General features: G+C 61.4%; 22 protein-coding genes. 14 read left to right on the forward strand and 8 right to left on the reverse strand.

Annotated elements, in window-relative coordinates; translation table 11 throughout:
- Positions 1–79: 79 nt before the first annotated feature.
- Positions 80–1,792: a sigma 54-interacting transcriptional regulator gene (locus HYT87_18145; protein ID MBI2061665.1), complete on the reverse strand. Its 1,713-nt coding sequence runs from the start codon at positions 1,790–1,792 to the stop codon at positions 80–82.
- 318 nt (positions 1,793–2,110) lie between these two features.
- On the opposite strand from HYT87_18145, the gene HYT87_18150 reads away from it, so the two are divergent.
- The 12 genes from HYT87_18150 to HYT87_18205 all read left to right on the forward strand — a co-directional run bounded on the left by HYT87_18150 (position 2,111) and on the right by HYT87_18205 (position 13,676).
- Positions 2,111–3,271, forward strand: a complete 1,161-nt coding sequence (locus tag HYT87_18150; GenBank protein MBI2061666.1) for a hypothetical protein — start codon at positions 2,111–2,113, stop codon at positions 3,269–3,271.
- A gap of 97 nt (positions 3,272–3,368) precedes the next feature.
- Complete coding sequence (gene urtA, locus HYT87_18155; GenBank protein ID MBI2061667.1) at positions 3,369–4,661, forward strand: urea ABC transporter substrate-binding protein; 1,293 nt, start codon at positions 3,369–3,371, stop codon at positions 4,659–4,661.
- An 89-nt stretch (positions 4,662–4,750) separates the two neighbouring features.
- Positions 4,751–6,505, forward strand: coding sequence for an urea ABC transporter permease subunit UrtB (urtB, locus tag HYT87_18160; protein MBI2061668.1), 1,755 nt, complete (start codon positions 4,751–4,753; stop codon positions 6,503–6,505).
- The gene (urtC, locus tag HYT87_18165) at positions 6,502–7,644 is read left to right on the forward strand and encodes an urea ABC transporter permease subunit UrtC (protein ID MBI2061669.1); all 1,143 of its coding nucleotides are present in this window, start codon (positions 6,502–6,504) and stop codon (positions 7,642–7,644) included. The genes urtB and urtC overlap by 4 nt, the downstream gene beginning before the upstream one ends.
- On the forward strand, positions 7,634–8,419 hold the full coding sequence (gene urtD, locus HYT87_18170; protein ID MBI2061670.1) for an urea ABC transporter ATP-binding protein UrtD: 786 nt from the start codon (positions 7,634–7,636) through the stop codon (positions 8,417–8,419). Before urtC ends, urtD begins: the two co-directional genes overlap by 11 nt.
- A 5-nt stretch (positions 8,420–8,424) precedes the next feature.
- Positions 8,425–9,120, forward strand: a complete 696-nt coding sequence (urtE, locus tag HYT87_18175) for an urea ABC transporter ATP-binding subunit UrtE (GenBank protein ID MBI2061671.1) — start codon at positions 8,425–8,427, stop codon at positions 9,118–9,120.
- 8 nt (positions 9,121–9,128) lie between these two features.
- On the forward strand, positions 9,129–9,431 hold the full coding sequence (locus tag HYT87_18180; GenBank protein ID MBI2061672.1) for an urease subunit gamma: 303 nt from the start codon (positions 9,129–9,131) through the stop codon (positions 9,429–9,431).
- Positions 9,432–9,435: 4 nt separating this feature from the next.
- On the forward strand, positions 9,436–9,786 hold the full coding sequence (locus tag HYT87_18185; GenBank protein ID MBI2061673.1) for an urease subunit beta: 351 nt from the start codon (positions 9,436–9,438) through the stop codon (positions 9,784–9,786).
- Complete coding sequence (gene ureC, locus HYT87_18190) at positions 9,783–11,495, forward strand: urease subunit alpha (GenBank protein MBI2061674.1); 1,713 nt, start codon at positions 9,783–9,785, stop codon at positions 11,493–11,495. The genes HYT87_18185 and ureC overlap by 4 nt, the downstream gene beginning before the upstream one ends.
- 6 nt (positions 11,496–11,501) lie before the next feature.
- Positions 11,502–12,191, forward strand: coding sequence for a hypothetical protein (locus tag HYT87_18195; GenBank protein MBI2061675.1), 690 nt, complete (start codon positions 11,502–11,504; stop codon positions 12,189–12,191).
- On the forward strand, positions 12,191–12,877 hold the full coding sequence (gene ureG / locus HYT87_18200; GenBank protein MBI2061676.1) for an urease accessory protein UreG: 687 nt from the start codon (positions 12,191–12,193) through the stop codon (positions 12,875–12,877). The genes HYT87_18195 and ureG overlap by 1 nt, the downstream gene beginning before the upstream one ends.
- Positions 12,849–13,676, forward strand: a complete 828-nt coding sequence (locus tag HYT87_18205; GenBank protein ID MBI2061677.1) for an urease accessory protein UreD — start codon at positions 12,849–12,851, stop codon at positions 13,674–13,676. The genes ureG and HYT87_18205 overlap by 29 nt, the downstream gene beginning before the upstream one ends.
- Before the next feature lie 8 nt (positions 13,677–13,684).
- On the opposite strand, the gene chrA is transcribed toward HYT87_18205, so the two are convergent.
- Positions 13,685–14,992, reverse strand: coding sequence for a chromate efflux transporter (gene chrA, locus HYT87_18210; GenBank protein MBI2061678.1), 1,308 nt, complete (start codon positions 14,990–14,992; stop codon positions 13,685–13,687).
- Positions 14,993–15,121: 129 nt separating this feature from the next.
- Here chrA and HYT87_18215 point away from each other — a divergent pair, with 129 nt between their 5' ends.
- Positions 15,122–15,370: a hypothetical protein gene (locus tag HYT87_18215; protein MBI2061679.1), complete on the forward strand. Its 249-nt coding sequence runs from the start codon at positions 15,122–15,124 to the stop codon at positions 15,368–15,370.
- Positions 15,371–15,454: 84 nt separating this feature from the next.
- Here HYT87_18215 and HYT87_18220 read toward each other — a convergent pair whose 3' ends face one another.
- The 6 genes from HYT87_18220 to HYT87_18245 form a co-directional block, all read right to left on the reverse strand.
- Positions 15,455–16,546: an ABC transporter ATP-binding protein gene (locus tag HYT87_18220; protein MBI2061680.1), complete on the reverse strand. Its 1,092-nt coding sequence runs from the start codon at positions 16,544–16,546 to the stop codon at positions 15,455–15,457.
- Positions 16,543–17,382, reverse strand: coding sequence for a sulfate ABC transporter permease subunit CysW (cysW, locus tag HYT87_18225; GenBank protein ID MBI2061681.1), 840 nt, complete (start codon positions 17,380–17,382; stop codon positions 16,543–16,545). Before cysW ends, HYT87_18220 begins: the two co-directional genes overlap by 4 nt.
- Positions 17,379–18,257 (reverse strand): sulfate ABC transporter permease subunit CysT, encoded by an 879-nt coding sequence (gene cysT, locus HYT87_18230; protein ID MBI2061682.1) that lies wholly within the window; start codon positions 18,255–18,257, stop codon positions 17,379–17,381. Before cysT ends, cysW begins: the two co-directional genes overlap by 4 nt.
- On the reverse strand, positions 18,258–19,289 hold the full coding sequence (locus HYT87_18235) for a sulfate ABC transporter substrate-binding protein (GenBank protein MBI2061683.1): 1,032 nt from the start codon (positions 19,287–19,289) through the stop codon (positions 18,258–18,260).
- Between the two features lie 26 nt (positions 19,290–19,315).
- Positions 19,316–20,680 carry a porin gene (locus HYT87_18240; protein ID MBI2061684.1) on the reverse strand — a complete coding sequence of 455 codons (1,365 nt, stop codon included), beginning with the start codon at positions 20,678–20,680 and terminating at the stop codon, positions 19,316–19,318.
- A 121-nt stretch (positions 20,681–20,801) separates the two neighbouring features.
- Entirely contained in the window at positions 20,802–20,996 is a 195-nt protein-coding gene (locus tag HYT87_18245; protein MBI2061685.1) for a YezD family protein, read from the reverse strand.
- 395 nt (positions 20,997–21,391) lie between these two features.
- Between HYT87_18245 and HYT87_18250 the strand changes: the two genes are divergently transcribed.
- On the forward strand, positions 21,392–22,336 hold the full coding sequence (locus HYT87_18250; protein ID MBI2061686.1) for a hypothetical protein: 945 nt from the start codon (positions 21,392–21,394) through the stop codon (positions 22,334–22,336).
- The last annotated feature ends 104 nt before the right edge of the window (positions 22,337–22,440 follow it).

Here is a 22,440-nt window from a genome sequence, read left to right on the forward strand (position 1 = left end):
GGCGCTAGCGGGGGGGGATGTTCTCCCTCTTCTCTCGTGGGAGAGGGGTGGGGTGAGCGGTTGAACGGTTGCCCCTGCACTACTTGAACGAAAGGGTGTCGCGTTTGATCTGCAACTGGCGCAGGCGATAGCCGAGCTGGCGGCGGCTCAATCCGAGGAGCTTGGCCGCCTTTTTCTGAATCCCGCCCGCCAGGGTCATCGCCTCGATGATCTTGGCCCGTTCGATCTTCTTCAGTGTCAGCTCTCCATCAGAAATCGGCAGGCTTGCGGTGACTTCCGGCCTCCCCCTGTAAACGATTTCAGCCGGCGCCGCCCCACTCCGCTCCGCTTCGGGGACGGCGATCGGATGCGCCATGTGGACCGGCGCCGTGGGAAGCAGGAAATTCTCCGGCCTCACGGGTCCGCCCGGAGAGAGGATCACAAGACGCTCGACAAAGTTCTCCAGTTCACGGACGTTTCCCGGCCATCCATAGGCCCGCAGGGCTTCAATCGACTCAGGAGTGAGCGAGACCGCCTTGCCGTGCTCCTCACCGGCCCGATCGGTGAAGAAGGCGGCCAGCCGGCCGATGTCCTCACGCCGTTCGCGCAAGGGAGGTAGAGTAATGGGAACGACGTTGAGGCGATAGAAGAGATCCTCTCTGAACGTCCCTTTCCGAACCATTTCCTCCAGAGGCTGGTTCGTCGCCGCGATGATCCGTGCGTCCACCCGGATCGTCCGCGTTCCACCCACGCGCTCGAACGTGCGATCCTGGAGCAGCCGAAGTAATTTGACCTGCACAGACAGTGGCACATCCCCGATCTCATCCAGAAAGAGCGTTCCTCCTGCGGCCGTCTCGACCAGGCCCGGTTTGTCCTTCACCGCCCCCGTGAAAGAACCCTTCTCATGGCCGAACAGCTCGCTTTCGAAAAGAGTTTCCGGGATGGAAGCACAGACCACCTTGACGAAGGGGCCGCGGGCGGAACGCCCCGCGCCACCCTCCTTGCTCCGCTGCGAGGACGGTGGAAGGAAGCGTGATGGAGTCCCTGCACCGTGCAGCATCCGCGCGATCAACTCCTTGCCGGTCCCGCTCTCGCCGCGGATCAGAACGGCCGTCTTGACGCGGCTGACCCGGTGAACCATCTCGATGATCGGCTTCATCGCGGGACTGTCCGCGATCAGCCGATTCGAATCGCCCTTCACGCCGGGGGAGAGGAGCTTGACCATCGAAGCGGGAACCGCAACGCCGCTGAAGGCCGCCAGCAACTTGCCCCAAAGATTGGCCATCGTATACAGGAGCCGGCTCAGCTCCCAAACCGTTTCACGCGAAGCGGCGTCATACTCCACCCCCAGCAGACCCAGAATCCGGCTTGCCGACTTCACGGGCACAAATAGAAAACATGTCTCCGCCTCGTCCGTTCCCTGCCGAAGCCGGTTCCATACCGTGGATTCGGCCTTCAGCCGGGACACGCCCGCAACAAATGGGCCACCGTTGTCGAACGCCTTCCCCACCAATCCGTGGCCGGGCGTGAATTTGCCTTTCGCTTTCTCATCCGGGGTGAGACCGTAGCCGGCCGCGACCCGCAGATTTCCCGTGGTGGGATCCTGCTCGATGAATACCGCGCGAGGATGCCCCAGCATCTGGCACAGGACATGGAGCCCTCTCCGGATCTGCTCGTGGGGTGGGAGATCGAGCCGGAAGGCTTTGCTGATTTCATAGAGAATCTCGAGCTCGTTGGTTCGACTGCGCTCGATCACCCTCCGGGCGGCCTTGGGAATGGACGTCAGGGCGGGCGCTTCAATTTGAGATCGCATCGTTCAATGTACTCGCGGCGCAAGAGTGTACCTCTTGTACAATATTGTGCAACAAGCTGGGTCACCGTTGCCCGCTCCAGACGGACCGGGTCGACCGACTTCTAATCCATCGTCGTTCCCGCGAAGGCGGGAATCAATCCTGAATCCCGCGATCTTCCTGCGGGTTCCTGCTCCCGTAGAAACGACGAAACGATTCGGGACCGATTTCATCGCCATGACCGTGATTTCCCTTCAGTTCCAGTGGCACGACCGTTGCGTATGACAGGGAGCACTTATGACGCAATGCGTTAAGACTGGGATTTTTGTAAAGGAGGACGAATGAACATTTCACGGTTTTTCCCACGGCCCCACCGCGCCGCCGTGTCCGCGGCCGCACTGATGCTCTGGCTGGGCCCACAGGCCGCGGCCCGCGCGGATGACAAGCCCACGGTGACCCCTTATGGTTTGGTCGAGTTCGACGCGGTCTATAGCACTCGGAATACCAATCCACTCGATCCGAATCAGTTCAACGGATATCTGACGGCGGCGGCGCCGGACGCAATTCCCACGGGGAAGACGGATAGCACGACGGGGGCCCCGATCACCGTCAAGGGCGACAAGGCCACATCCACCTTCAATCCACGGTTCACCCTTCTTGGCATCAAGGCCGAGCACGAGGGACTGAAAGCCGTGGGGGAGTTCGATTTCTACGGCAGCGATGGAATCGGGTTGATCGCGCCACGCTTGAGACTCGGCTACATCGATCTCACGACGGAGAACGGCCGGGTGACGCTCGGCCAGGATTGGCTTCCCATCATGTCCTCCCATCCGGCTGCCATGGATTTCTCCATCATGGGCTACGGGGGCAATCTGTGGATTCGTCTTCCCCAAATCACCTACCGGCACAAGGCGAGTGACACCTTTGAGGTCCTGGGGACGCTGTTCAGGAACGAGCGGAGTGGGTTCACCGATCCAAGCCTTCTGCCGTATGTCGGCGCCCGCGCGGCCTACACCGGCTCAGGGCTGTTTGCGCTTTCCGCCGCCTTCCGATCGTTCAAGGTCGATGCGGGTGGAAAGGAAGAGGGGGCCACCTCGTACCTCGTGGGAACCGAGGTGTCATTGCCTGCCGGACCGGTGACCCTGTCCGGAGAGTTGGGTCTCGGAGCGGGACTCGGCAACGAGTTCTTTCGGTTCGGCCAGGCCATGAACGGAAAGGATCCGGTCATGACGATCGTGGGATGGGCCAACGTGGTCTACCCGATGGACGATTGGACGTTTGCGCTGGGGTACGGGCATGACAACCCCAAGAATGACGATCTCAAAGGCTCGGCGGGCGGTCAGTACACCGTCAATCAGCGCATCTTTGGGAATGTCGTGAAGCACATCTATAAGGGATTCAAGGTCGGCGGCGAAGTGACCCAGGCGATGACGTCTTGGGTGGGCGATACGAAGAGCTACGCCGGCCAACAGGTCATGCTTTCCGGCTTCTACAGCTTTTGATCGATATCAATAAGGAGGATTCAGAATGAACATGCAACAGACAGGTAGAAAAATGAGGGCGATGATCGGGGGAATCGCGGCGCTGGCGGCGATTTCGATGACCACGCTGTCCGGCGTGGGTCGTGAGGCCCAGGCGGCCGGAAAGCCCACGTGCCCGATCAAGGTGGGCATCCTGCACTCGCTCAGCGGCACGATGGCCATCAGCGAAGTGTCGCTCCGCGACGTCCGCATGATGGCGATCGACGAAATCAATGCGAAGGGCGGCGTGCTCGGCTGCCCGATCAAGCCGGTGATTGAAGACCCGGCGTCGAACTGGGACCTGTTCGCGGAGAAGGCCAAGAAGCTCCTGCTCCAAGACAAGGTGGCCACGGTGTTCGGATGCTGGACGTCCGTCAGCCGGAAATCGGTCCTGCCGGTTTTCGAGAAAAACAACGGCCTGCTTTTCTACCCCGTTCAATACGAGGGTGAAGAGTGTTCCCGCAACGTCATCTACACGGGCGCCGCGATCAATCAGCAGGGTACGATCGGGGTGGACTACTTCATGAGCAAGGACGGCGGCCAGAAAAAGAAGTACTACCTCATTGGGACGGACTACGTCTATCCGCGCACCACGAATAAGGTGCTCCGTGCGATGCTCCTGGCCAAGGGGGTTCCCGCCAAGAACATCATGGAGGAGTACACGCCGTTCCATCACCAAGACTACCAGACGATCATCGCCAAGATTAAGCGCTTCTGCGCGGGCGGCGATGCCGGCGTGATCAACACGATCAACGGCGACAGCAACGTGGCCTTCTTCAAAGAGTTGGCCAACCAGGGAGTGACGGCGGACAACTGCCCGGTCATCTCGTACAGCGTGGCTGAAGACGAACTTCGCGGATTGGACACGAAGCCGCTCGTGGGGCACTTGGCCGCGTGGAACTACTTTCAATCCATCGACTCGCCGGCCAACAAGGAGTTCGTGAAAAACTTCAAAGCCTACGCCGCGAAGAACAAACTCCCTGGCGGCGCGAAGCGCGTGACGGACGACCCCATCGTGTGGTCGTACTACGAGATCTATCTCTGGAAAGCGGCGGTGGAGAAGGCGGGAACGACGGACGTGGACGCCGTGCTCAAGGCGCTCCCGAGTCTCAAACTCGACACGCCGGCCGGCGAGATCGTCGTGGATCGAAAGAACCACCACACGTCGAAGCCCGCCTACATCGGGCGGATCCTGGCGGATGGGCAGTTCGAGATCATCTGGCAGAGCAAGGGTCTCGTGGATGCCGTTCCCTGGAGCGAATACACCTATCCCGAACGGGGATGCGATTGGAGCAACGGCGGGAAGGGGACCTTTGACGTGGTCGGCGGCGAGAAGATTTATCTCGACGCAAACGTAAAGCCGATCGAGTAGACCTTCGGTTTGTGAGCACCTCCGCGTCTGCGGGTGGGCGACCGTCGCCCGGCCCGCAGACGCGTTCCTACATGGAAGGGGGCCGAACGATGGGAGTCAGGCGCCGCGCTGAGCACGGGCGGAAGGCGACCTCGCTCTTCATGAATGCACGGCGCGTTGTCTCCTTTTCCCTGGCAGTTCTCTCGGGATTCCTATCCCTTCTTCCCCACGCCTTCGCCGACAGCCGCCTGGCGGATGCCGCGGAGCGAATTCGGAGCGACGACCCGACCGTTCAAATGGCGGCCGTGATGGAGCTGCGCGACCTCGGGGACCCTGCCTCTCTGCCTCTTCTGCGGGCCATGGAGGAGGGCGCCGCGTACCGCTGGGAATTCGCGCCGGGAATTGTTCGCCTTGTGGTGGTCGATAAACCGGTGGACGAGCAGGGCGTCGAGTGGCTTGTCCTCCGAGAGCCGATTTCCGGGGAGGTTCTGAGTCGTCTCGACGGTTCGAGCATGGAGGCCCTCGCGCAAGAGGAACACCTTTCCCGGCTTTCGCTCCCTTCCGCCGATGCCCGGCGATTGGTCAAGTCGGCCTTGGAACGGCTGAAGCTTTTCGACGCAGACCCCGCTTTTCACCGAGCCGCGGCAACCAAGATCGGAAACGAAGAAGATGACTCGGCCCTCCCCGTTCTCCTGCACGCGCTGGAGAAAGAAAAAGATCGGTGGGCGAGGCACGCCCTCCATGAAGCGGTCCACCAAATCCGGCTGCAGAGCCCGGATCCACAAGTCCGCCGGAAGTCGGCGGAGGAATTGGGGAGGATGATTGGGCTTCAGGCATTGTCGAGGATGAAGGGACTTTTGAATGGCGAGTTGAAAGAAAAGGACCCTGCCGTCCGAGCCGCTCTGGAGTCGGCTGTTCGAAGGATTGAAGGTCGGCAGGGATTGTCGATTGCAGTCGGAACGGTCTTTAACGGCATCAGCCTCGGCTCGATTCTACTCATGATGGGCTTGGGCCTGGCGATCACGTTCGGCCTTATGGGCGTGATCAACATGGCCCATGGAGAAATGATGATGATCGGCGGATACGTGGGGTTCGTCCTCCAGGAGTGGTTCGCGGCCCACCTTCCCCCGGCCATGCACGATCATTATTTCCTGGCGGCCCTTCCGGTTTCGTTCATGGTGGCAGGCGCCGTAGGGTGGGCGCTGGAGAAATCGGTCATCCGATTTCTGTACGGTCGGCCTCTCGAAACGCTCCTCGCCACGTGGGGAGTCAGCATGATCTTCCAGCAGGCCGCGCGCGTTTATTTCGGCGATCTTACGGGAGTGAACGCGCCCTCCTGGCTCAGGGGCGGGGTCGAACCCATGGTCGGACTGGTCCTTCCCTACGGGAGAATTTTCATCATGGGGCTGGGTGGGCTCACTCTTTTCGGGATCCATGTTCTCCTGACGAAAACTCCGCTCGGTCTGAGAATTCGCGCTGTGACGCAGAACCGGGACATGAGCGCGTGCCTCGGCATCTCGACACGCAGGGTCGATGGGTGGACGTTTGCTCTCGGCGCGGGTCTTGCCGGATTAGCCGGCTGCTCGTTGAATCTGATCGGAACGGTTGATCCTGAAGTGGGTAAGTACTACATCGTGGAATCGTTCATGGTGGTGGTGGTGGGCGGCGTGGGCAAGCTCGCCGGCACACTGGCGGCGGCGCTCGGTATCGGCGTGACGACCAAGATCCTTGAGCCCCTCATCGGCGGGACGGGCGGCTCCATCTACGCCAAGCTCGCCATCCTCGGCGCGATCATTCTGTTCCTCCAGAGGCGCCCATCGGGCATCTTTGCGCCCAAGGGCCGCCTGGTCGAGAAGGACGGATGACTCTGTCACCCACCCAGACTCGGAAGCTGGCCCTCGGCGTCACTGCGGGCGTCGCGGTCGTCATCGTGATCCCTGTTCTAAACCTCCTGCCAAAAACGTCCGCCGTGTACGTCTCGGATTTCTATCTCAACCTGTTTGGGAAGTACCTGGCGCTGGCGATCCTCGCCCTCGGAATGGACCTCCTCTGGGGGTACGCTGGCATTTTGAGCCTCGGCCAGGCGGTCTTCCTCGGCCTGGGCGGATACACGATGGGCATGCATCTCATGCAACAGATGGTGGGGCAGGGAAAGTACGGGGAAAACATTCCCGATTTCATGGTTTGGAACCAGATCAAGGAGCTGCCGTTTCATTGGAAACCGTTCGACAGCTTCCCGAATACCGTGCTGGGTATCCTGCTGGTCCCCACGTGCTTTGCGCTTGTGTTTGGGTTCCTGACGTTCCGGACGAGGATCCGCGGTGTGTACGTGAGTATCCTGACGCAGGCGCTGGCGTTTGCAACCTGGCTTCTGTTCAACCGGAACGAAATGGCCCTCGGCGGGACCAACGGTCTGACCGACTACAAGATGTTGCTCGGTTTCTCGCTGCTTTCCCCTGCAACGCAGAGGGGTCTCTATGTGGTCACGGCGCTGACGCTCGTATTCGCCCTGCTCGCGTGCATGCTGCTGGTCCGATCCAAGTTCGGGCAGATCCTGCGCGCCGTGAGGGATGCCGAGACGCGCCTTCGGTTCTCGGGGTACTCCACCACCGGGTACAAGGTCGCCGCTTTCTCCATCGCCGCTCTTCTGGCCGGCGTGGCGGGCGCGTTGTATGTGCCCCAGGTTGGAATCATCACACCGAATCAGATCGGCGTGCTCCCGTCGCTTGAAGTCGTCGTCTGGGTGGCCGTGGGCGGCCGGGGAACGCTCTTTGGCGCGGTGCTCGGGGCGATCGTGGTCAATGCGGCGCGCAGTTATCTGACGGCGAAATATCCCGAGCTCTGGCCGTTCGTTTTAGGCGGGCTGTTTGTGGGTGTGGTCCTTCTCTTCCCGAGAGGGCTCGTGGGCCTGCCGAACCAGGCCGCAAAATGGCTCGAACGATTCAGGACGTTCATGGAAGTCTGGCGCGCCGGCACGATCGGGGCGGGTCCTCATGCCCGCTGATCCCCGTTCCGGCGATTCCCGCACCGGAGGGTCGGATGGGACCATCCTCTACCTGGAAGGCGTCTCCGTGAGCTTTGAGGGATTTCGGGCGCTCAACAATCTCAACTTTGTCATGCGGAAAGGGGAGCTTCGTTTCGTGATCGGGCCGAACGGAGCGGGAAAAACGACGCTCCTGGACGTGGTGTGCGGCAAGGTCAAACCAATTGAAGGCCGGGTTCTCTTCAGCCATTATGTCGATCTTCTGCCGCTCAGGGAATACGAAATCGCCCAGTACGGGATCGGAAGAAAATTCCAGACGCCCACCATTTTCCCGGACCACACGGTATTCGAGAACGTCGGCCTGTCTCTCACGCGCGACCGCCGGATCTGGTCCACTTTCTTTTCACGATACACGCCGGCGGAACGCGAAAAAGTGGACTCCATACTGGAACGGGTCGGTCTTCTCGACATGCGAGCCTCGTCGGCGGGCATTCTGTCCCATGGACAGAAACAGTGGCTCGAGATCGCCATGTTGATCGCTCAGGAGCCGCAGGTTCTTCTGCTCGACGAGCCGGTGGCTGGGATGACGGGAGACGAGCGCGAGGCCACAGGCCGCCTCATTGAATGGCTGGCCCGGCGCCATTCGGTGCTGGTCATCGAGCACGATATGCACTTCGTCCGGCAGTTCGCCCGGACGGTCACGGTTCTCCATGAGGGCTCGGTCCTTTGCGAGGGACCCATGCAGAAAATCCAGGAGGACCCGCGGGTGATCGAAGTCTACCTCGGGAGGGAGTAGGTCCTGTGCTGGAAGCCTCGGAACTTAATGTCTTCTACGGGGAGAGCCACGTTCTGCACGATGCGCGCCTGAGGGTTGAAACCGGCCAGGTCGTCTGCCTGCTGGGGCGAAATGGCGTGGGAAAGACGACTTTCCTGAAAACCCTGATGGGCCTGCTTCCCGCGCGATCCGGCCGGATCAGGTTGGGGGGAACGGATATCACTTCGCGCCCACCCTACGAGCGGGCGCGGCTCGGTCTTGGCTACTCGCCGCAGGGACGGGAGATCATCCCCAGCCTCACGGTCCGCGAGAACATCCTCCTGGGCCTCGAAGCGCGCGGCATCCGGAAGAGGGAAGTTCCGGACGCCGTCCTTCAGTTATTTCCGATGCTGGAGAACTTCCTTGAGAAGCGGGGAGGGGATTTGAGCGGCGGCCAACAGCAACAGTTGGCGATCGCGCGCGCGCTGGCCACCCGACCCCGCGTGCTCCTGTTGGATGAGCCCACGGAGGGGATTCAGCCCTCCATCATTCTCGAGATCAAGGCTGCCATCCAGAAAATCAAGGCGGGTGGTGAGACGGCGATCCTTCTCGTCGAGCAGTACCTGGCGTTTGTGCGGAGTGTGGCCGACCGGTTCTACGTGATGGAGAAAGGATCGATCACCGCGGAGGGGGATATCGGCGGACTCACGGATGATGTCGTTCGAAAACATCTCGTGGTATAGGACGCAGAATGCATCTTGGTGTCAAAGATCGCGAGCTTCTCCTCGTGTACGTGGCTGCGCAATTGGCGAAAGAGCGCCGGAACCGAGGACTGAAACTCAACTACCCCGAATCGGTCGCGTTGATCACCTCCGCCATCCTCGAAGGGGCGCGCGAAGGAAAATCGGTAGCCGATCTCATGGAGCTTGGCGCCCAAGTGCTGAAGCGCCCGGACGTGCTCGAAGGGGTGCCTGAGATGATTTCCGAGGTGCAGGTCGAAGCCACGTTTCAGGACGGCACGAAACTGGTCACGGTCCATCATCCCATCCGATAGCGCCATGGTCCCAGGAGAGATCATCCCTCAATCCGGCGAAATCGAGCTCCACCAGGGCAGGACGACCACGAAGATGCGCGTGGCCAACACCGGTGACCGCCCCATCCAAGTCGGCTCCCATTTTCACTTCTTCGAGGTGAATCGCGCGCTGAAGTTTGATCGTGCAAACGCGTTTGGACTGCGACTCGCGATTCCAGCGGGAACCGCCGTGCGTTTCGAACCCGGCGACGAAAAAGATATCGAGTTGATCCCCTTCGAGGGTCGTCGAAGACTCCGTGGGTTCAACGGCCTGACGGAAGGCGCCTCCAAAGCACGGGCGATGGCCCGCGCGAGGAAGCGGGGGTTCATCGCATGAGAATCTCCCGAGGACGGTTCGCCGCCATGTACGGTCCCACCGTGGGTGACCGAATTCGTCTCGGCGACACGGACCTCTGGATCGCCATCGAGCGGGATCTTACCCGTCCGGGTGAGGAGGCCAAGTTTGGAGGCGGGAAGGTCGTGCGTGACGGCATGGGTCAGTCCGCGGTAGCCACGCGGAAGGGCGGCGCTCCAGACCACGTTATTACGAACGTCGTCATCTTGGATCATTCGGGGATCGTCAAGGCCGATGTCGGAATTCGTGGCGGGATCATCGTGGCCATCGGGAAGGCCGGGAACCCGGATACCATGGACGGCGTTCATCCGGCCCTGGTGATCGGCGCATCGACCGAGGTGACCAATGGAGACGGAATGATCCTGACCGCGGGGGGAATTGACACGCACATCCACTTCATCTGTCCGCAGCTTGTGGAGACCGCTCTCGATGCCGGACTGACGACGCTCATCGGCGGGGGCACGGGTCCGGCCACGGGTACCCGCGCCACAACCTGTTCGCCCGGCGAGTGGAACATCGCCAAGATGATCGAATCCGTGGAAGGGATGCCGATGAACTTCGGGTTTCTCGGCAAAGGCAACGCTTCCGGAAAAGAACCGCTGCGGGAACAGATCTTGGGCGGCGCCATCGGACTGAAGCTGCATGAGGATTGGGGGACGACGCCGCAGGCCATCGATACCTGCCTTTCCGTGGCCGACGAAATGGACGTTCAGGTTGCCATTCATACGGACACCCTGAACGAATCGGGGTTCGTCGAGGATACGATCGCGGCGTTCAAGGGACGCACGATCCACACGTATCACACGGAAGGGGCAGGGGGAGGGCACGCGCCGGACATCCTCAAGGTCTGCGGGGAGAAAAACGTGCTCCCTTCATCCACCAATCCAACGCGCCCGCTTACGGTGAACACCATCGCCGAACATCGGGACATGCTGATGGTCTGCCACCACCTCGATCCGAATCTCCCCGAAGACATCGCCTTCGCCGATTCCCGGATCCGCGAGGAAACCATCGCCGCCGAGGATATCCTGCACGATCTCGGGGCGATCAGCATGATGTCGTCCGACTCGCAGGCCATGGGGCGCGTCGGCGAAGTGATCACCCGCACGTGGCAGACCGCGCACAAGATGAAAGTCCAGCGCGGAAATCTTCCGCAAGACAAAGCGGAGAACGATAACTTCCGAGTCCGTCGATACGTGGCCAAGTATACGATCAATCCCGCCATCGCCCACGGGATCGACCGGTACGTGGGTAGTGTGGGGGTGGGAAAATGGGCGGACCTTGTGCTATGGAAGCCGGCCTTCTTCGGGATTAAACCGGAATTGGTGTTCAAGGGGGGATTCATTGCGTGGTGTCAGATGGGAGATTCCAACGCCTCCATTCCGACTCCGGAACCCGTCTGGGGAAGACCGATGTTCGGCGGATTTGGGCTGGCCTCTCCACGATCCTCCATCATGTTTCTTTCCAAGCAGGCTTGGAAACGGGGTCTCCACAGGAAGTTGAGACTCGAAAAAACCGTGCGACCCATCGGGTCGGTCCGGAAACTCACCAAGAAATCCATGGTGCTGAACGACGTGCTTCCCAAGATGGAGATAAACCCCGAAACGTATGAAGTCCGTGCCGACGGCGAACACCTGACGTGCGAGCCTGCCGCGAGTCTTCCCCTGGCGCAGCGCTATTTCCTTTTCTGATCACGCATGGAGCCTCTCGATCGGGTGGCCCTCCTTCAGCTCCTGCGGCTGTCCGACTCGGCGCTCCCCGTGGGCGCCTTCGCGCATTCCTTCGGGATCGAAACGCTCATCGCCAGAGGTCTGCTTCGAAATGCCCCGGCGTTGGACAGCCTGCTCAGGGCCGAACTCCGTCTGCGCCTCCTCCGGGGGGATCTAGGCCTGCTCCGCCGGTCCTTCGAATCGGCGAAGGAGGGGCGGGTCAAGGAGCTGATCGCCGTGGATCATGAGATTTCTGCGCGGCAGGTTCCAACCGAGGTTCGTCGAGCCAACGGCCAAATGGGCCGGGCCTTGCTGGCACTCGTCCGGGATTCTTCCGGTGGGTCGGTGGCCGGCGAACTTTCAGACAGTGTGGACCAGCGGCTCATGGACGGCCAGTGGATCGTCGTGTTCGCCGCCTCCGCTGCGCTATTTGGGCTGCCGTTCGATGCCACCGCGGCTGCCTACGTTTACAGCCACATGGCGGCCCGAATCTCGTGCGCCGTCCGCTTGATTCCGCTGGGCCAGACCGAGGGGCAAATCGTTCTTTCCAATGTGCTCCGGACTTTCGCGACGCTTCCCCTTCCGACCGCTGAAGATGAAATCTCCGATTTTCCGGGCGCGATGGACATCCGAGCGATGGAGCATGAACGACTCGATATGAGAATCTTCAGGAGTTGATGGTGACGCATTCCCATTCACCCGTACGGCGATTGGGGATCGGCGGCCCGGTGGGCGCGGGAAAAACCGCCCTGACGCTTCAAATCTGCAAGGCCGTCAGGGACCAGCTCAGCCTCGCGGTCATCACGAACGATCTGTATACGCGGGAGGACCAGGAGTTCCTCGTGCGAAACAATGCCCTCTCGGCCGATCGCATCATCGGCGTCGAAACCGGCGGCTGCCCCCATAGCGCCGTGAGGGAGGATGTTTCTCCGAACATGGATGCCGTTCACGAATTGCTCCACCGCCACTCGAAACTGGACCTGATTCTGATCGAGAGCGGGGGAGACAACTTGGCCGCGACATTTTCACCGGAACTGGTGGATGGATTCATCTACGTGATCGACGTGGCGGAGGGTGACAAAATTCCGAGGAAAAAGGGTCCCGGCGTCGTCCTCTGCGATCTGTTGATCATCAACAAAATCGATCTCGCGCCGTACGTCCGAGCGGACTTGGAGGTCATGCGGCGAGATTCCGAGGCCGTGCGGAAGGGCCGTCCCTTCATCTTTACGAACCTCATGACGGGTGAGCACATGGATCGGGTGCTCGAATGGTTGATGCACTGGCTCAAAACGCTGCCGGCTCAACGCCCCTGGGCAATGGACGAAGCGCACGCGCATGAAGGCCGTTCTCACCGCCACGTTTGAGGCCGGACTCGATGGGAAAACGATCCCGAAGATCCGCCAAGAACCTCCGCTAACGGCCAACTGGACCGACGGTCCGAACGGCTGCATCCTCTACACCTCCAATCAGGCGGGAGTCCTGCTTGGGGGTGACGAGCACACATACAACTATCGAGTCCACCCTGGAGCGCATGCCGTCATCACCGGCGTGTCGGCCTCCAAGTACGGATCGCAACGACAGGCTGCCGCCAGCGAGCAGACGCTGTTGCGTGTTGATGACGGTGGGATCCTGGAATGGATCCCGGAACCCCAAATCGTCTTTGCGGGGGCCAATACACGACAAGACGTGAAGGTGGAGATCGCTCCTTCATCCCGCCTCATCTTCTTTGCGCTTCATTCGGTGGGCCGGGTCGCTTCAGGGGAACGGCATCGCTACGAACGGTGGCAACAGAGGGTCGTGATCCTGCGCGGCGACGAACCGCTCCTGATCGAGACCTGGGATGTTCGGCCGCGGGAAGCCGGCGCGGAAATCGAAACTCTCATGGAAGGGTATTCCTATGCAGGTCTGGGATTCGTCGCCGACGGACAAGGTGAGACGCTACCCCTGCTGGCGCGATCGCTCGGTCCGGTCCTTGGGGAGGGTGACGGTGGCGATGTGCGACCGCCTTGGATTGGGGGCGTTTCGACGGCCCGAACCGGCGATCTCGTCATCCGGTGGTTGTGTGACTCCGCTGCCGACAGTCGCCGCCTCATGATGGAAACCTGGTCCATCGCCCGCCGGGCGCTCCTGGGCCTGGACCCTCCCGAGCTGGGCAAGTTCTGACGCCGCGTCTACGCCGCCGCGAGTTTCCAGATCATGCCGAGGGCCGAGGAGACGGCGAGTGTGGGGATCATCGGACTTCGGAACCGTACCAGCGAGGTGAAAGCCGCGATGGCCAGAAAAATCCCAGCGGCGTCCGGACGATCCAATGAGGGGAAGAGCGTATGGCGGGCGAAAAAAACGGCCAGGCTGAGGATCACCCCGACGACAGCCGCCGTCACAAATGTGAGGGCGGAATGCAACCACCTTACCCCTCTCAGCTCCTCGATGTAATGGGCACCGAGAAAAATCCACAGGAACGAAGGGAGGAATGTGACCCACGTGGTGAGCAGCCCCCCAAGCACTCCGGCCAGTGAAGGGGGGAGATGTCCGGGATAGTTCCACGCCGCCAGGAAGCCCACGAACTGCGTCACCATGATGAGAGGACCCGGCGTACTCTCAGCGAGGCCGAGACCGTCGATCATCTGTGCCGGCTCAAGCCACGCGTAGTGTTCCACAGCCATCCGCGAGATGTACGAGAGCACCGCGTATGCGCCGCCGAACGTGACCATCGCGGCCTTGCTGAAGAAGATTCCGATATTGAGGAAGACGTCGGAGGCGGGCGAAATCGCCCAAACGGCCGCGAGCGGCGCCATCCAGAGCAGGAGGCAGATGACCGGTGCCAGGAGGGACTCCCACGTGGATCGCTTAGGGAGATGAGTTTCTGCCGCGGGGTCGGCTCCCGAACCTGCGTGGCCGACCGGCGGTTGAATCCGCAATCCGAATCCGGTTCGATCGGCAAGGATTCCGAGAGCGGCGGCGCCGAGAATTAGGAGCGGGAAGGGAACGTGGAGGAAGTGGAGCGACAGGAAGGAGACGCCCGCCACCGCCCAAAGATATCGTCGAACGAGGGCGCGCCGCCCGATCCGAAGCACCGCCTCCGCCACCACCGCCACCACCGCGGGTTTGAGTCCGTAGAAAAAGGCCGCCACCCATCCGACGGCGCCCCAGGTCGTATAGACCCAACTCAGGGCCAGAAGAACGAACACGGACGGAAGAACGAAGAACGCCCCCGCCACCACGCCGCCTTTGTATCCGTGGAGTAGCCAACCGATGTAGATCGCCAGTTGCTGCGCTTCGGGACCGGGTAGAAGCATGCAGTAGTTCAGGGCATGGAGAAAGCGATCCTCCGTGATCCATCGCCGCTGGATGACCAGATCGCGGTGCATCATCGCAATCTGCCCTGCCGGCCCGCCGAAATTCACAAATCCCAATCTCAGCCAGTATCGAAACGCTTCGCGGAATGGAATCGAGTCGGGACCTTCCTTTGGGGAGATCATGTTTGGATGACCGGAAACGTATTCGCCTTTTCGCGATCGTGCAAGTCTCTTCATGCTCCCGCATTCGTCAGCAGTGACGTGTTTGCATCATGGCATGACATCGATACGTAAGGGCGATAGAATTCGGGAATGCGAAAAACATTGATCCTTGCGGGCGATGTGGCCGCCAAGCTTCACCGGATTCAGAAATCCCGCAAGGCGAGCTTCAAGGACGTGGTGAACGAAGTTCTTCGAGAGGGGCTGAAGCATTTGTCCGAGCCGAAGCTGAACCGAATTCCTTATCGGACAGAATCCGCTTCGCTCGTCCGATGCTTGATCGAAGGCATCGACGATGTGTCGGAGGCGATTGCTGCTGCGGAAGGCAACGCCTCCAGGTGATTTTCAACGACTTGACGCTTTGCTCCACCGACGGCGATTTCGCTCGTTTCCGCGGCCTCCGCTGGCAGAATCCTCTGGCCTGAATCACGCACGGAGCCTGAAGCACTTCAATTCTGTCGGAGGGACAGTCCTTTCGTCCCAACTCGGCAGGATCTTGAAACCGGTGATGCCGACGTAGACCTCGCGGCCGGTTTCGAACCCGCTCGCCACCGAGATCCCCTCGGGAACGTGAGCGATGACCCGCTTTCCGTCACCGACATCCAATACCAACTCGATCACCGGCCCTCTGAAACGTGCGCTCTCGATTTGCGCCGGCACTTGCATGGTTTCCTGGCGGGAGGTGACGTACACGTCGTGCGGCCTGAAGAAAACCCGCACCTTGCCGCCGGGAGGGAATCCGTTGGCGCTGAACTCGAATCCGCCCCAATGCGCGAGACCGGGCTCGACCACGTCCGCTTCCATGAAATTCGATTCGCCGACGAACTCCGCCACGAAGTTGGTTGCGGGATGATCGAAAATCTCCCGCGGTGTGCCGTCCTGCTCGATGCGGCCGTGGTTCATCACGATGATGCGGTCGGCCACTTCCAGCGCTTCGTGCTGATCATGGGTGACGAACAGCGTCGTCGTCCGCGTTTTCTCGTGCAGCCGCCTGATCCATTCGCGAAGCTCCTCCCGCACTTTCGCGTCCAGCGCCCCGAATGGTTCGTCCAGCAGGAGCACGGCCGGACTCGGGGCGAGCGCCCGGGCAACCGCTACGCGCTGCCGTTGGCCCCCCGAGAGTTGTGACGGGAACCGGCGCTCCAGTCCTTTGAGCTGAACGAGTTCGAGGAGTTCGGTAACGCGCTGCTCGATCTCAGTCCGCCTCGCCTTTCTCACCTTGAGGCCGAAGGCGACGTTGTCCCACACCCGCATGTGCCCGAAAAGGGCGTAGTGCTGGAAGACGAACCCGACGTTGCGTTCCCGGGCCGAAAGGCCGGTGGCCTCTTTCCCGGTGAGGAGAACGTCGCCGCCGTCCGGTATCTCCAACCCGGCGACGATTCTGAGAAGCGTGCTTTTCCCGGAACCGCTGGGACCGAGGATGGCGACCAGGCTCCCGGTTTCCACTTGGATGCTCACGTCGTTCACGGCCGTAAAGCCGTTGAATCGCTTGGTGAGGCGTCTGATTTCGATGCTCACTGGATGTCCTCCCTTGTCTTCCATTCCATGATGCTTCTCACGGCCAGCGTCACCAGGGCGAGAAGGGTGAGCAGCGAAGCCACGGCGAACGCAGCAGTGAGGTGATATTCGTTGTAAAGAATTTCGACGTGCAGGGGGACCGTGTTGGTCAGCCCCCTCACGTGGCCGGATACGACCGAGACCGCGCCGAACTCGCCCATCGCTCTCGCGTTGCAGAGGATTACGCCGTAGAGGAGACCCCACTTGACGCTTGGGAGCGTGACGCTCCGAAACGTCTGCCATCCGTTTGCGCCGAGGACGGCGGCCGCCTCTTCCTGCTCCTTGCCTTGCTCTTGCATGACGGGGATCAGTTCGCGCGCGACGAAGGGGAACGTGACGAAGATCGTGGCGAGGATGATCCCCGGCGTGGCGAAGATGATTCGGAGGTTGTGTTCCACCAGCCAGGGGCCCAGCCAACCCTGGAGACCGAACAGGAGGACGTAGACGAGACCGGACACGACAGGCGAAACGGAAAAGGGCAGGTCGATCAGCGTTACGAGCGTCTGTTTCCCACGGAACTCGAACTTGGCAATGGCCCACGCCGCCGCCAATCCGAAGAGCGTGTTGAGTGGCACCACGATGGCCGCCGTGAGGAGAGTCAGCCGAATGGCGTCCAGAGTCATCGGCTCCCGGATGGCGGCCCAATACATCGCAAGGCCCTTTTGGAACGCCTGAGTGAACACCGCAACGAGCGGGGTAAAAATGAACAGGCCGAGAAAGACCAGCGCCGTGCCGATCAGGAGCCTGCGGACCCACGCGGGCTCGGCGTCCATCTTTCGTGCAACGTCGGATCTCATCGCCTGGCGCTCCGTGCCTGAAGAATGTTCACGGCGAAGAACAGGAGAAACGAAGCGATGAGCATCGCCACGGCCACGGCGGTCGCCCCGGCATAGTCGTACTGCTCGAGCTTCGTGATGATGAGCAGCGGCGCGATCTCGGTCTTCATCGGCATGTTCCCGGCGATGAAAACAACCGATCCGTACTCGCCCACGGCACGTGCGAAGGCCAGGACGAAGCCGGTGAGGAGCGCGGGAGCCAGTCCCGGTAGGATCACGCGGAGGAACGTCTGGAAGCGGCCGGCGCCCAGGCAGGCCGCCGCCTCTTCGACATCCGGATCGAACGCTTCCAGGACCGGTTGCACGGTCCGAATTACAAACGGCATCCCGATGAAAACGAGCGCCACCACCACGCCCAGCGGCGTGTACGCCACGCGAATCCCGAGCGAGGCCAGCGGGGCTCCGAGCCATCCGGTCGGCGCAAACAGGAAGGTGAGGGTGATCCCGGCGACGGCGGTCGGGAGCGCGAACGGGAGGTCTACGAACGCATCCACAAACCGCCGTCCTGGAAACCGATAGCGCGCCAGCACCCATGCTGTCAGCAACCCGAAGGGGAGGTTGATCACAGCGGCGACGAGCGAGGCTCCGAAGCTGAGACGATACGAGGCCAGTACGCGCGGCGACGTGACGATTCCCAGGAAATCGGGCCAGGCGAGCGTGGCCGCTTTCAGAAACGTTGCCGAGAGCGGGATCAACACGATGAGCGTGAGATACGTCAGCGTGAATCCCAGCGTGAGTCTGAACCCGGGGAGGACGCGGCGGCGAGGCCGGGCAAATCCCCCCCACCCCCCTGAGGAGGGGGGAGGGGGGGCACTGAGGGGAGGATTCGTCACCATTCATCTCCCCGGCTGATAGATCTGATCGAAGATGCCGCCGTCGCTGAAATGCGTTTTCTGGGCCTTCTGCCAGCCGCCAAACACCTCATCGATGGTGAAGAGGTTCAGTTTGGGAAAGCGGTCGGCGGTTGCGGCGGCCACGGTGGGATCGCCCGGCCGGTAGAAGTTCCGGGCGGCAATCTCCTGGCCTTCCGGCGAGTAGAGGTACTCGAGATACGCCTGGGCCACGGCCCGCGTCCCGTGCCGGTTGACGACCTTGTCCACGAGACTCACCGTCGGCTCCGCGAGAATGCTGATGGAAGGGACGACGAGATCATATTCACCGGGGTTCAACTTCCGCGTAATCAGCAGGAGTTCGTTCTCCCAATTGATCAGCACGTCGCCGATGCGGCGTTCGACGAACGTGGTCGTCGCGCCGCGGGCGCCGGAGTCGAGGACCGGCACGCGCTTGTAGAGCGCGGTCACATAGTCCTTGGCCCTGAGCTGATCGCCGCCGCTTTTCCGCAGGGCATAGCCCCACGCCGCCAGGTAGTTCCAGCGCGCGACGCCGGATGTCTTGGGATTGGGCGTGATGACCGAAACGCCCGGCTTCAGCAGGTCTTCCCAATCCTTGATGCCCTTCGGATTGCCCTTGCGCACGAGGAAGGCCAGCGTCGAGGTGTACGGCGAGCTGTTGCGCGGGAGGCGCTTCTGCCAGTCCTTTGGAAGGAGGCCGGCCTTCTCGTTGATGGCGTCCACGTCGTACGCCAGCGCGAGCGTTACGACGTCCGCCTCCAGCCCGTCGATCACGGAGCGGGCCTGTTTGCTGGAGCCGCCGTGGGATTGATTGACGACGACGTCCTGTCCCGTCTTTGCTTTCCAGAACTTCGCGAACGCCGCGTTGAAATCCTGGTAGAGTTCGCGCGTCGGATCGTACGAGACGTTGAGGAGCGTGATGGGGCCTTTGGCGAAGGCCGCGGGCGCTCCGGGAATGTCGAGAACGGCGATCAGGGTGATCGCGGCGATCGTTCGAGTGATGCTGTGAATAAACATGGAAGTTTCTCCTTTGTGTCTTGTTTTCAAAACGCGACTTGGAAGCGGTTGAGAACGACTTTCTCGCTCTCACGGTCTTTTCGGTCCTTCGCGCCTCCCGTAAATCTCGTCTGTTCGTAGTCGAAGACGAGCTTGATGTTCTTGTTCAGATGCCAGTTGAGACCGCCGGCCAGCGCGATGGCGCTCCGGGCCGATTTGGCAGGATCGGCAAAGTCCGGAAAGGCCGCCTGGTCCACCCGCAGGAAGTGGTACCGCGCGGCCAGTTCGAGCGCTCCCCACCCGCCGCCCGGCGGATCGAACGGGCGTTTGATCTTGGGCGCCTTGAAACCTGCGTCCTCTCCCGTGAGGAATAACGTGGCGGCCGCTTGGAACGCATCGTTCTTCAACGTCACGTGCGTTTCCGCCTTCTTGACCTCCTGCGAGGATCGGGCGTATTCCGTCGCGAGGCTGAGTGACCTCCAGTAATAGTAGGCCTGTGGTTCCAGACGCGAGCGGGTTCCGCCGGCCAGCACCTCGGAGCCGTAGCTGAAGAAGGTTGCCTGGCCGGGCGTTTTGTAAGTGGGCAGGTTGGCCGAGCCGCTTTTCCCCTGCTGGTTGCCGTAAGTTACGGCTGCGCCCAGACCCAGACCTTGGGCCGCCCAGACCGAGGTATTACGGAAAGGATGAGCGAATACGCGGCCGACAAGGTCCTTGGCGTCATGGTTATCGCCGTCTCCGCTTCCGCCGTCGACGACTCCGTTGAATACCCCGAGGGCATAGCTCGCGGCGCCGCCCGAGAGATCGCCGGAGAGCTGCAACCCGATGTCGCGGTTCGGGCCGATCGACGTGGGGAAGCCCCGCTCAACGAACACGATGTCGGTTCCCGATTGGAGACGTTCGAGGTCGAACGGCGCCTTGAACTTCCCGGCGCGCAGTTTGGCCCAGGGCCAGTATCCGATATCGAGGTACGCCTCCTGCACGGCCGCCTGCCCGTTGCCCCAGTCCGGCAGGAACCGGAAGTCGAACCACTTCGAGACGGTCCCCTCGAAGCTCGGGCGGACCCGCCGGAGAACGAAGGTGTTCACGTCCGACTTGTCCTCGTCACCGAAGAAGAGCCGGGCGTCCGACTGGATGTAGCCACGGAGTTTGAACTGGTAGCTGCCGTCCGGCGCTTTCAAAAAGAAACCGTCCGAGCCGGCGCCGACGAGGCCGGCCTTTTTCGCCGCTTCGGCGGCGGCTTCCTTTTCGTTCTCCTGTTTCCGTTCCACGATTCGGAGGCGTTGGTCGAGGACTTCGATCCGCTCCTCCGTTGTCGCCTTCGGCGACTGTTCTTCAGAGCGTGCCGGTGGCGCGAATCCCATGATCGCGCTACCGAGTGCGCCCGCCATCACGAACCACCGTGAGTTCCACATGACATTGCTCCTTTTCGTTACCCCCTGTTACGGGGTTCACGGGATCCTCCGGTCGTCCGGTCGGGTCGCCTTGCCATTCAATTGCGCCTCCGTGGGTTCGGTCGGCCTGTTTTTCGCCGGGTTACCCCAGCCGTTTGCGCTCGATGCGCTCGATCTGTATGGGCCGGCCCTGGTGATACGTGATCACCACGGTGCCGAACTTGAGTCCGCGAGCCGCCTGCTCGATCTCCTCCCAGGGGAGTTCAAGGACAAGTTCCCGCGCCTCGGGGCGTTCCCGCGAGGGTTTTTCCGTTCTGAGATCAACTGCCGCTTCCACGATGGATTCCTCCTTTTGGAAATGGAACGTGGATAGACCAACGAACTGTTGTGTCTTTGGGAGGGACCACCCCGCGGATGAAACCCGCGGTTACGCAGACAGGGGGTGGCCCCTATCTACAGATACAGCGGCAGCAGAAGAGAGAAGAAGAAAAATGAACAGGGCGGGGCATCGGACTCGACGCCGTTTCGATTCGGTTGACTGATTGCCTGTTCATGATTTTCCACTTGTATCCCAACCCTCCCTTTTTGTCAAGATGCTGAAAATGAGGTTGACGCCGGCGCGATTGCGGGGCATGTCATGCGTGAATGAATGTGAAGTCGTGTGCGATCATGTTTGTCGCTGGAATGGTGGGTATCGGAACCGCCGCTTGTGGCCATCGATCCGGCGACAGAATGGAGCTTTCGATTCCGAACTTCCCGGCGCTCCAGGATCCGTCCTTCGCCATCGATCCGGTCCAGCTCCAAGCCGAAGCGAATTCCTACTGTGCTGACCCCGGGGCGGGCGACCCGGCGGCCGGGTTCTTCCTGGGCGAGCTTCCCATCGGGGCGTTCGATACTTTGTGCTCCGTGCCGCCGGAGAGACAGTGGGTGGGTCCCCTCCTGGGGCTGCTCCACCTCTCCGGATACTTTGGAGGCATTTGGCTCAAAGGGGCACTCTCCGCATCCGGCGGGGGCCTCGGGTGGGAGGGAGTGGGACAGGAGGTCCCCGCAGATGGTTCGGCGAGTCGTGCTGTCGAAATTCTTGCCGAGGATCGATTGGCGGCTGCGCTCAGTCCCATCGAATCGAGTTTGTCTGCGGCATCGCGAGAGGTTGTTCCAGCCTTGCTGGCGATCTACGGCTACAACCTCGGGTACCTCCGAACTCTGATCGAGCATTCTCCGGCGGGCATGCAACTCCCCACAGGAGTTCTTGAATGTGATTCGTTCCTGGGCTGCACGAGCACGGCGGTGCGACTCGACATTCTTGAGAAAAATCGCGCGCTCATCCTGAATCTGTCCGCACCGCCCTCCGAACCATGGCGGGAGTGGGCCGAGACCGTCTCGCGGATCGAAGAGAGCACCACGGGTTCGGGACGAAGCGTGTGGGAGGGGATTCTGTCCGGCTCGGTGGTGAGGCCGGACGCGTACGGTCCCCTGTTGGCCTTGAGCGCGGGGTATCTCATGGCGAGCGAAGCCGCGGTCCTCATCAACATGGATGCGTGGGCGTCTGTGGACCCGGGCAAGTCTCGCTGCGGGCTGCTCCTGGACGCGGGTCTCGAGGTCTGGTCCGCAAGCTATTTCCTTGGACTCGTCTCCCCAGCTCCGGAAGGCACCTTTCCGCGGCTGAGGTGTCCATAGAGCATCTAAATATAACCACTAATGTACTCTAACATATTGATCGCCCAGGCTTCTGATGGACTTGGGGTTCCTGTTCATGCGCCGCAGGCTGCGGCCGAGGACTA

Source organism: Nitrospirota bacterium (genome assembly GCA_016180645.1).
In the GTDB taxonomy this organism is placed as follows: Bacteria; JACPQY01; JACPQY01; order JACPQY01; family JACPQY01; genus JACPAV01.

What these genes read in the sequence shown, in the direction of transcription:
- HYT87_18145 (MBI2061665.1), bottom strand. Translation starts at nt 1,792, where the DNA reads ATGCGATCTCAAATTGAAGCGCCCGCCCTGACGTCCATTCCCAAGGCC.
- HYT87_18150 (MBI2061666.1), top strand. Translation starts at nt 2,111, where the DNA reads ATGAACATTTCACGGTTTTTCCCACGGCCCCACCGCGCCGCCGTGTCC.
- urtA (MBI2061667.1), top strand. Translation starts at nt 3,369, where the DNA reads ATGACCACGCTGTCCGGCGTGGGTCGTGAGGCCCAGGCGGCCGGAAAG.
- urtB (MBI2061668.1), top strand. Translation starts at nt 4,751, where the DNA reads ATGGGAGTCAGGCGCCGCGCTGAGCACGGGCGGAAGGCGACCTCGCTC.
- urtC (MBI2061669.1), top strand. Translation starts at nt 6,502, where the DNA reads ATGACTCTGTCACCCACCCAGACTCGGAAGCTGGCCCTCGGCGTCACT.
- urtD (MBI2061670.1), top strand. Translation starts at nt 7,634, where the DNA reads ATGCCCGCTGATCCCCGTTCCGGCGATTCCCGCACCGGAGGGTCGGAT.
- HYT87_18180 (MBI2061672.1), top strand. Translation starts at nt 9,129, where the DNA reads ATGCATCTTGGTGTCAAAGATCGCGAGCTTCTCCTCGTGTACGTGGCT.
- HYT87_18185 (MBI2061673.1), top strand. Translation starts at nt 9,436, where the DNA reads ATGGTCCCAGGAGAGATCATCCCTCAATCCGGCGAAATCGAGCTCCAC.
- ureC (MBI2061674.1), top strand. Translation starts at nt 9,783, where the DNA reads ATGAGAATCTCCCGAGGACGGTTCGCCGCCATGTACGGTCCCACCGTG.
- HYT87_18195 (MBI2061675.1), top strand. Translation starts at nt 11,502, where the DNA reads ATGGAGCCTCTCGATCGGGTGGCCCTCCTTCAGCTCCTGCGGCTGTCC.
- ureG (MBI2061676.1), top strand. Translation starts at nt 12,191, where the DNA reads ATGGTGACGCATTCCCATTCACCCGTACGGCGATTGGGGATCGGCGGC.
- HYT87_18205 (MBI2061677.1), top strand. Translation starts at nt 12,849, where the DNA reads ATGAAGGCCGTTCTCACCGCCACGTTTGAGGCCGGACTCGATGGGAAA.
- chrA (MBI2061678.1), bottom strand. Translation starts at nt 14,992, where the DNA reads ATGATCTCCCCAAAGGAAGGTCCCGACTCGATTCCATTCCGCGAAGCG.
- HYT87_18215 (MBI2061679.1), top strand. Translation starts at nt 15,122, where the DNA reads ATGCGAAAAACATTGATCCTTGCGGGCGATGTGGCCGCCAAGCTTCAC.
- cysW (MBI2061681.1), bottom strand. Translation starts at nt 17,382, where the DNA reads ATGAGATCCGACGTTGCACGAAAGATGGACGCCGAGCCCGCGTGGGTC.
- cysT (MBI2061682.1), bottom strand. Translation starts at nt 18,257, where the DNA reads ATGGTGACGAATCCTCCCCTCAGTGCCCCCCCTCCCCCCTCCTCAGGG.
- HYT87_18235 (MBI2061683.1), bottom strand. Translation starts at nt 19,289, where the DNA reads ATGTTTATTCACAGCATCACTCGAACGATCGCCGCGATCACCCTGATC.
- HYT87_18240 (MBI2061684.1), bottom strand. Translation starts at nt 20,680, where the DNA reads ATGTGGAACTCACGGTGGTTCGTGATGGCGGGCGCACTCGGTAGCGCG.
- HYT87_18250 (MBI2061686.1), top strand. Translation starts at nt 21,392, where the DNA reads ATGGAGCTTTCGATTCCGAACTTCCCGGCGCTCCAGGATCCGTCCTTC.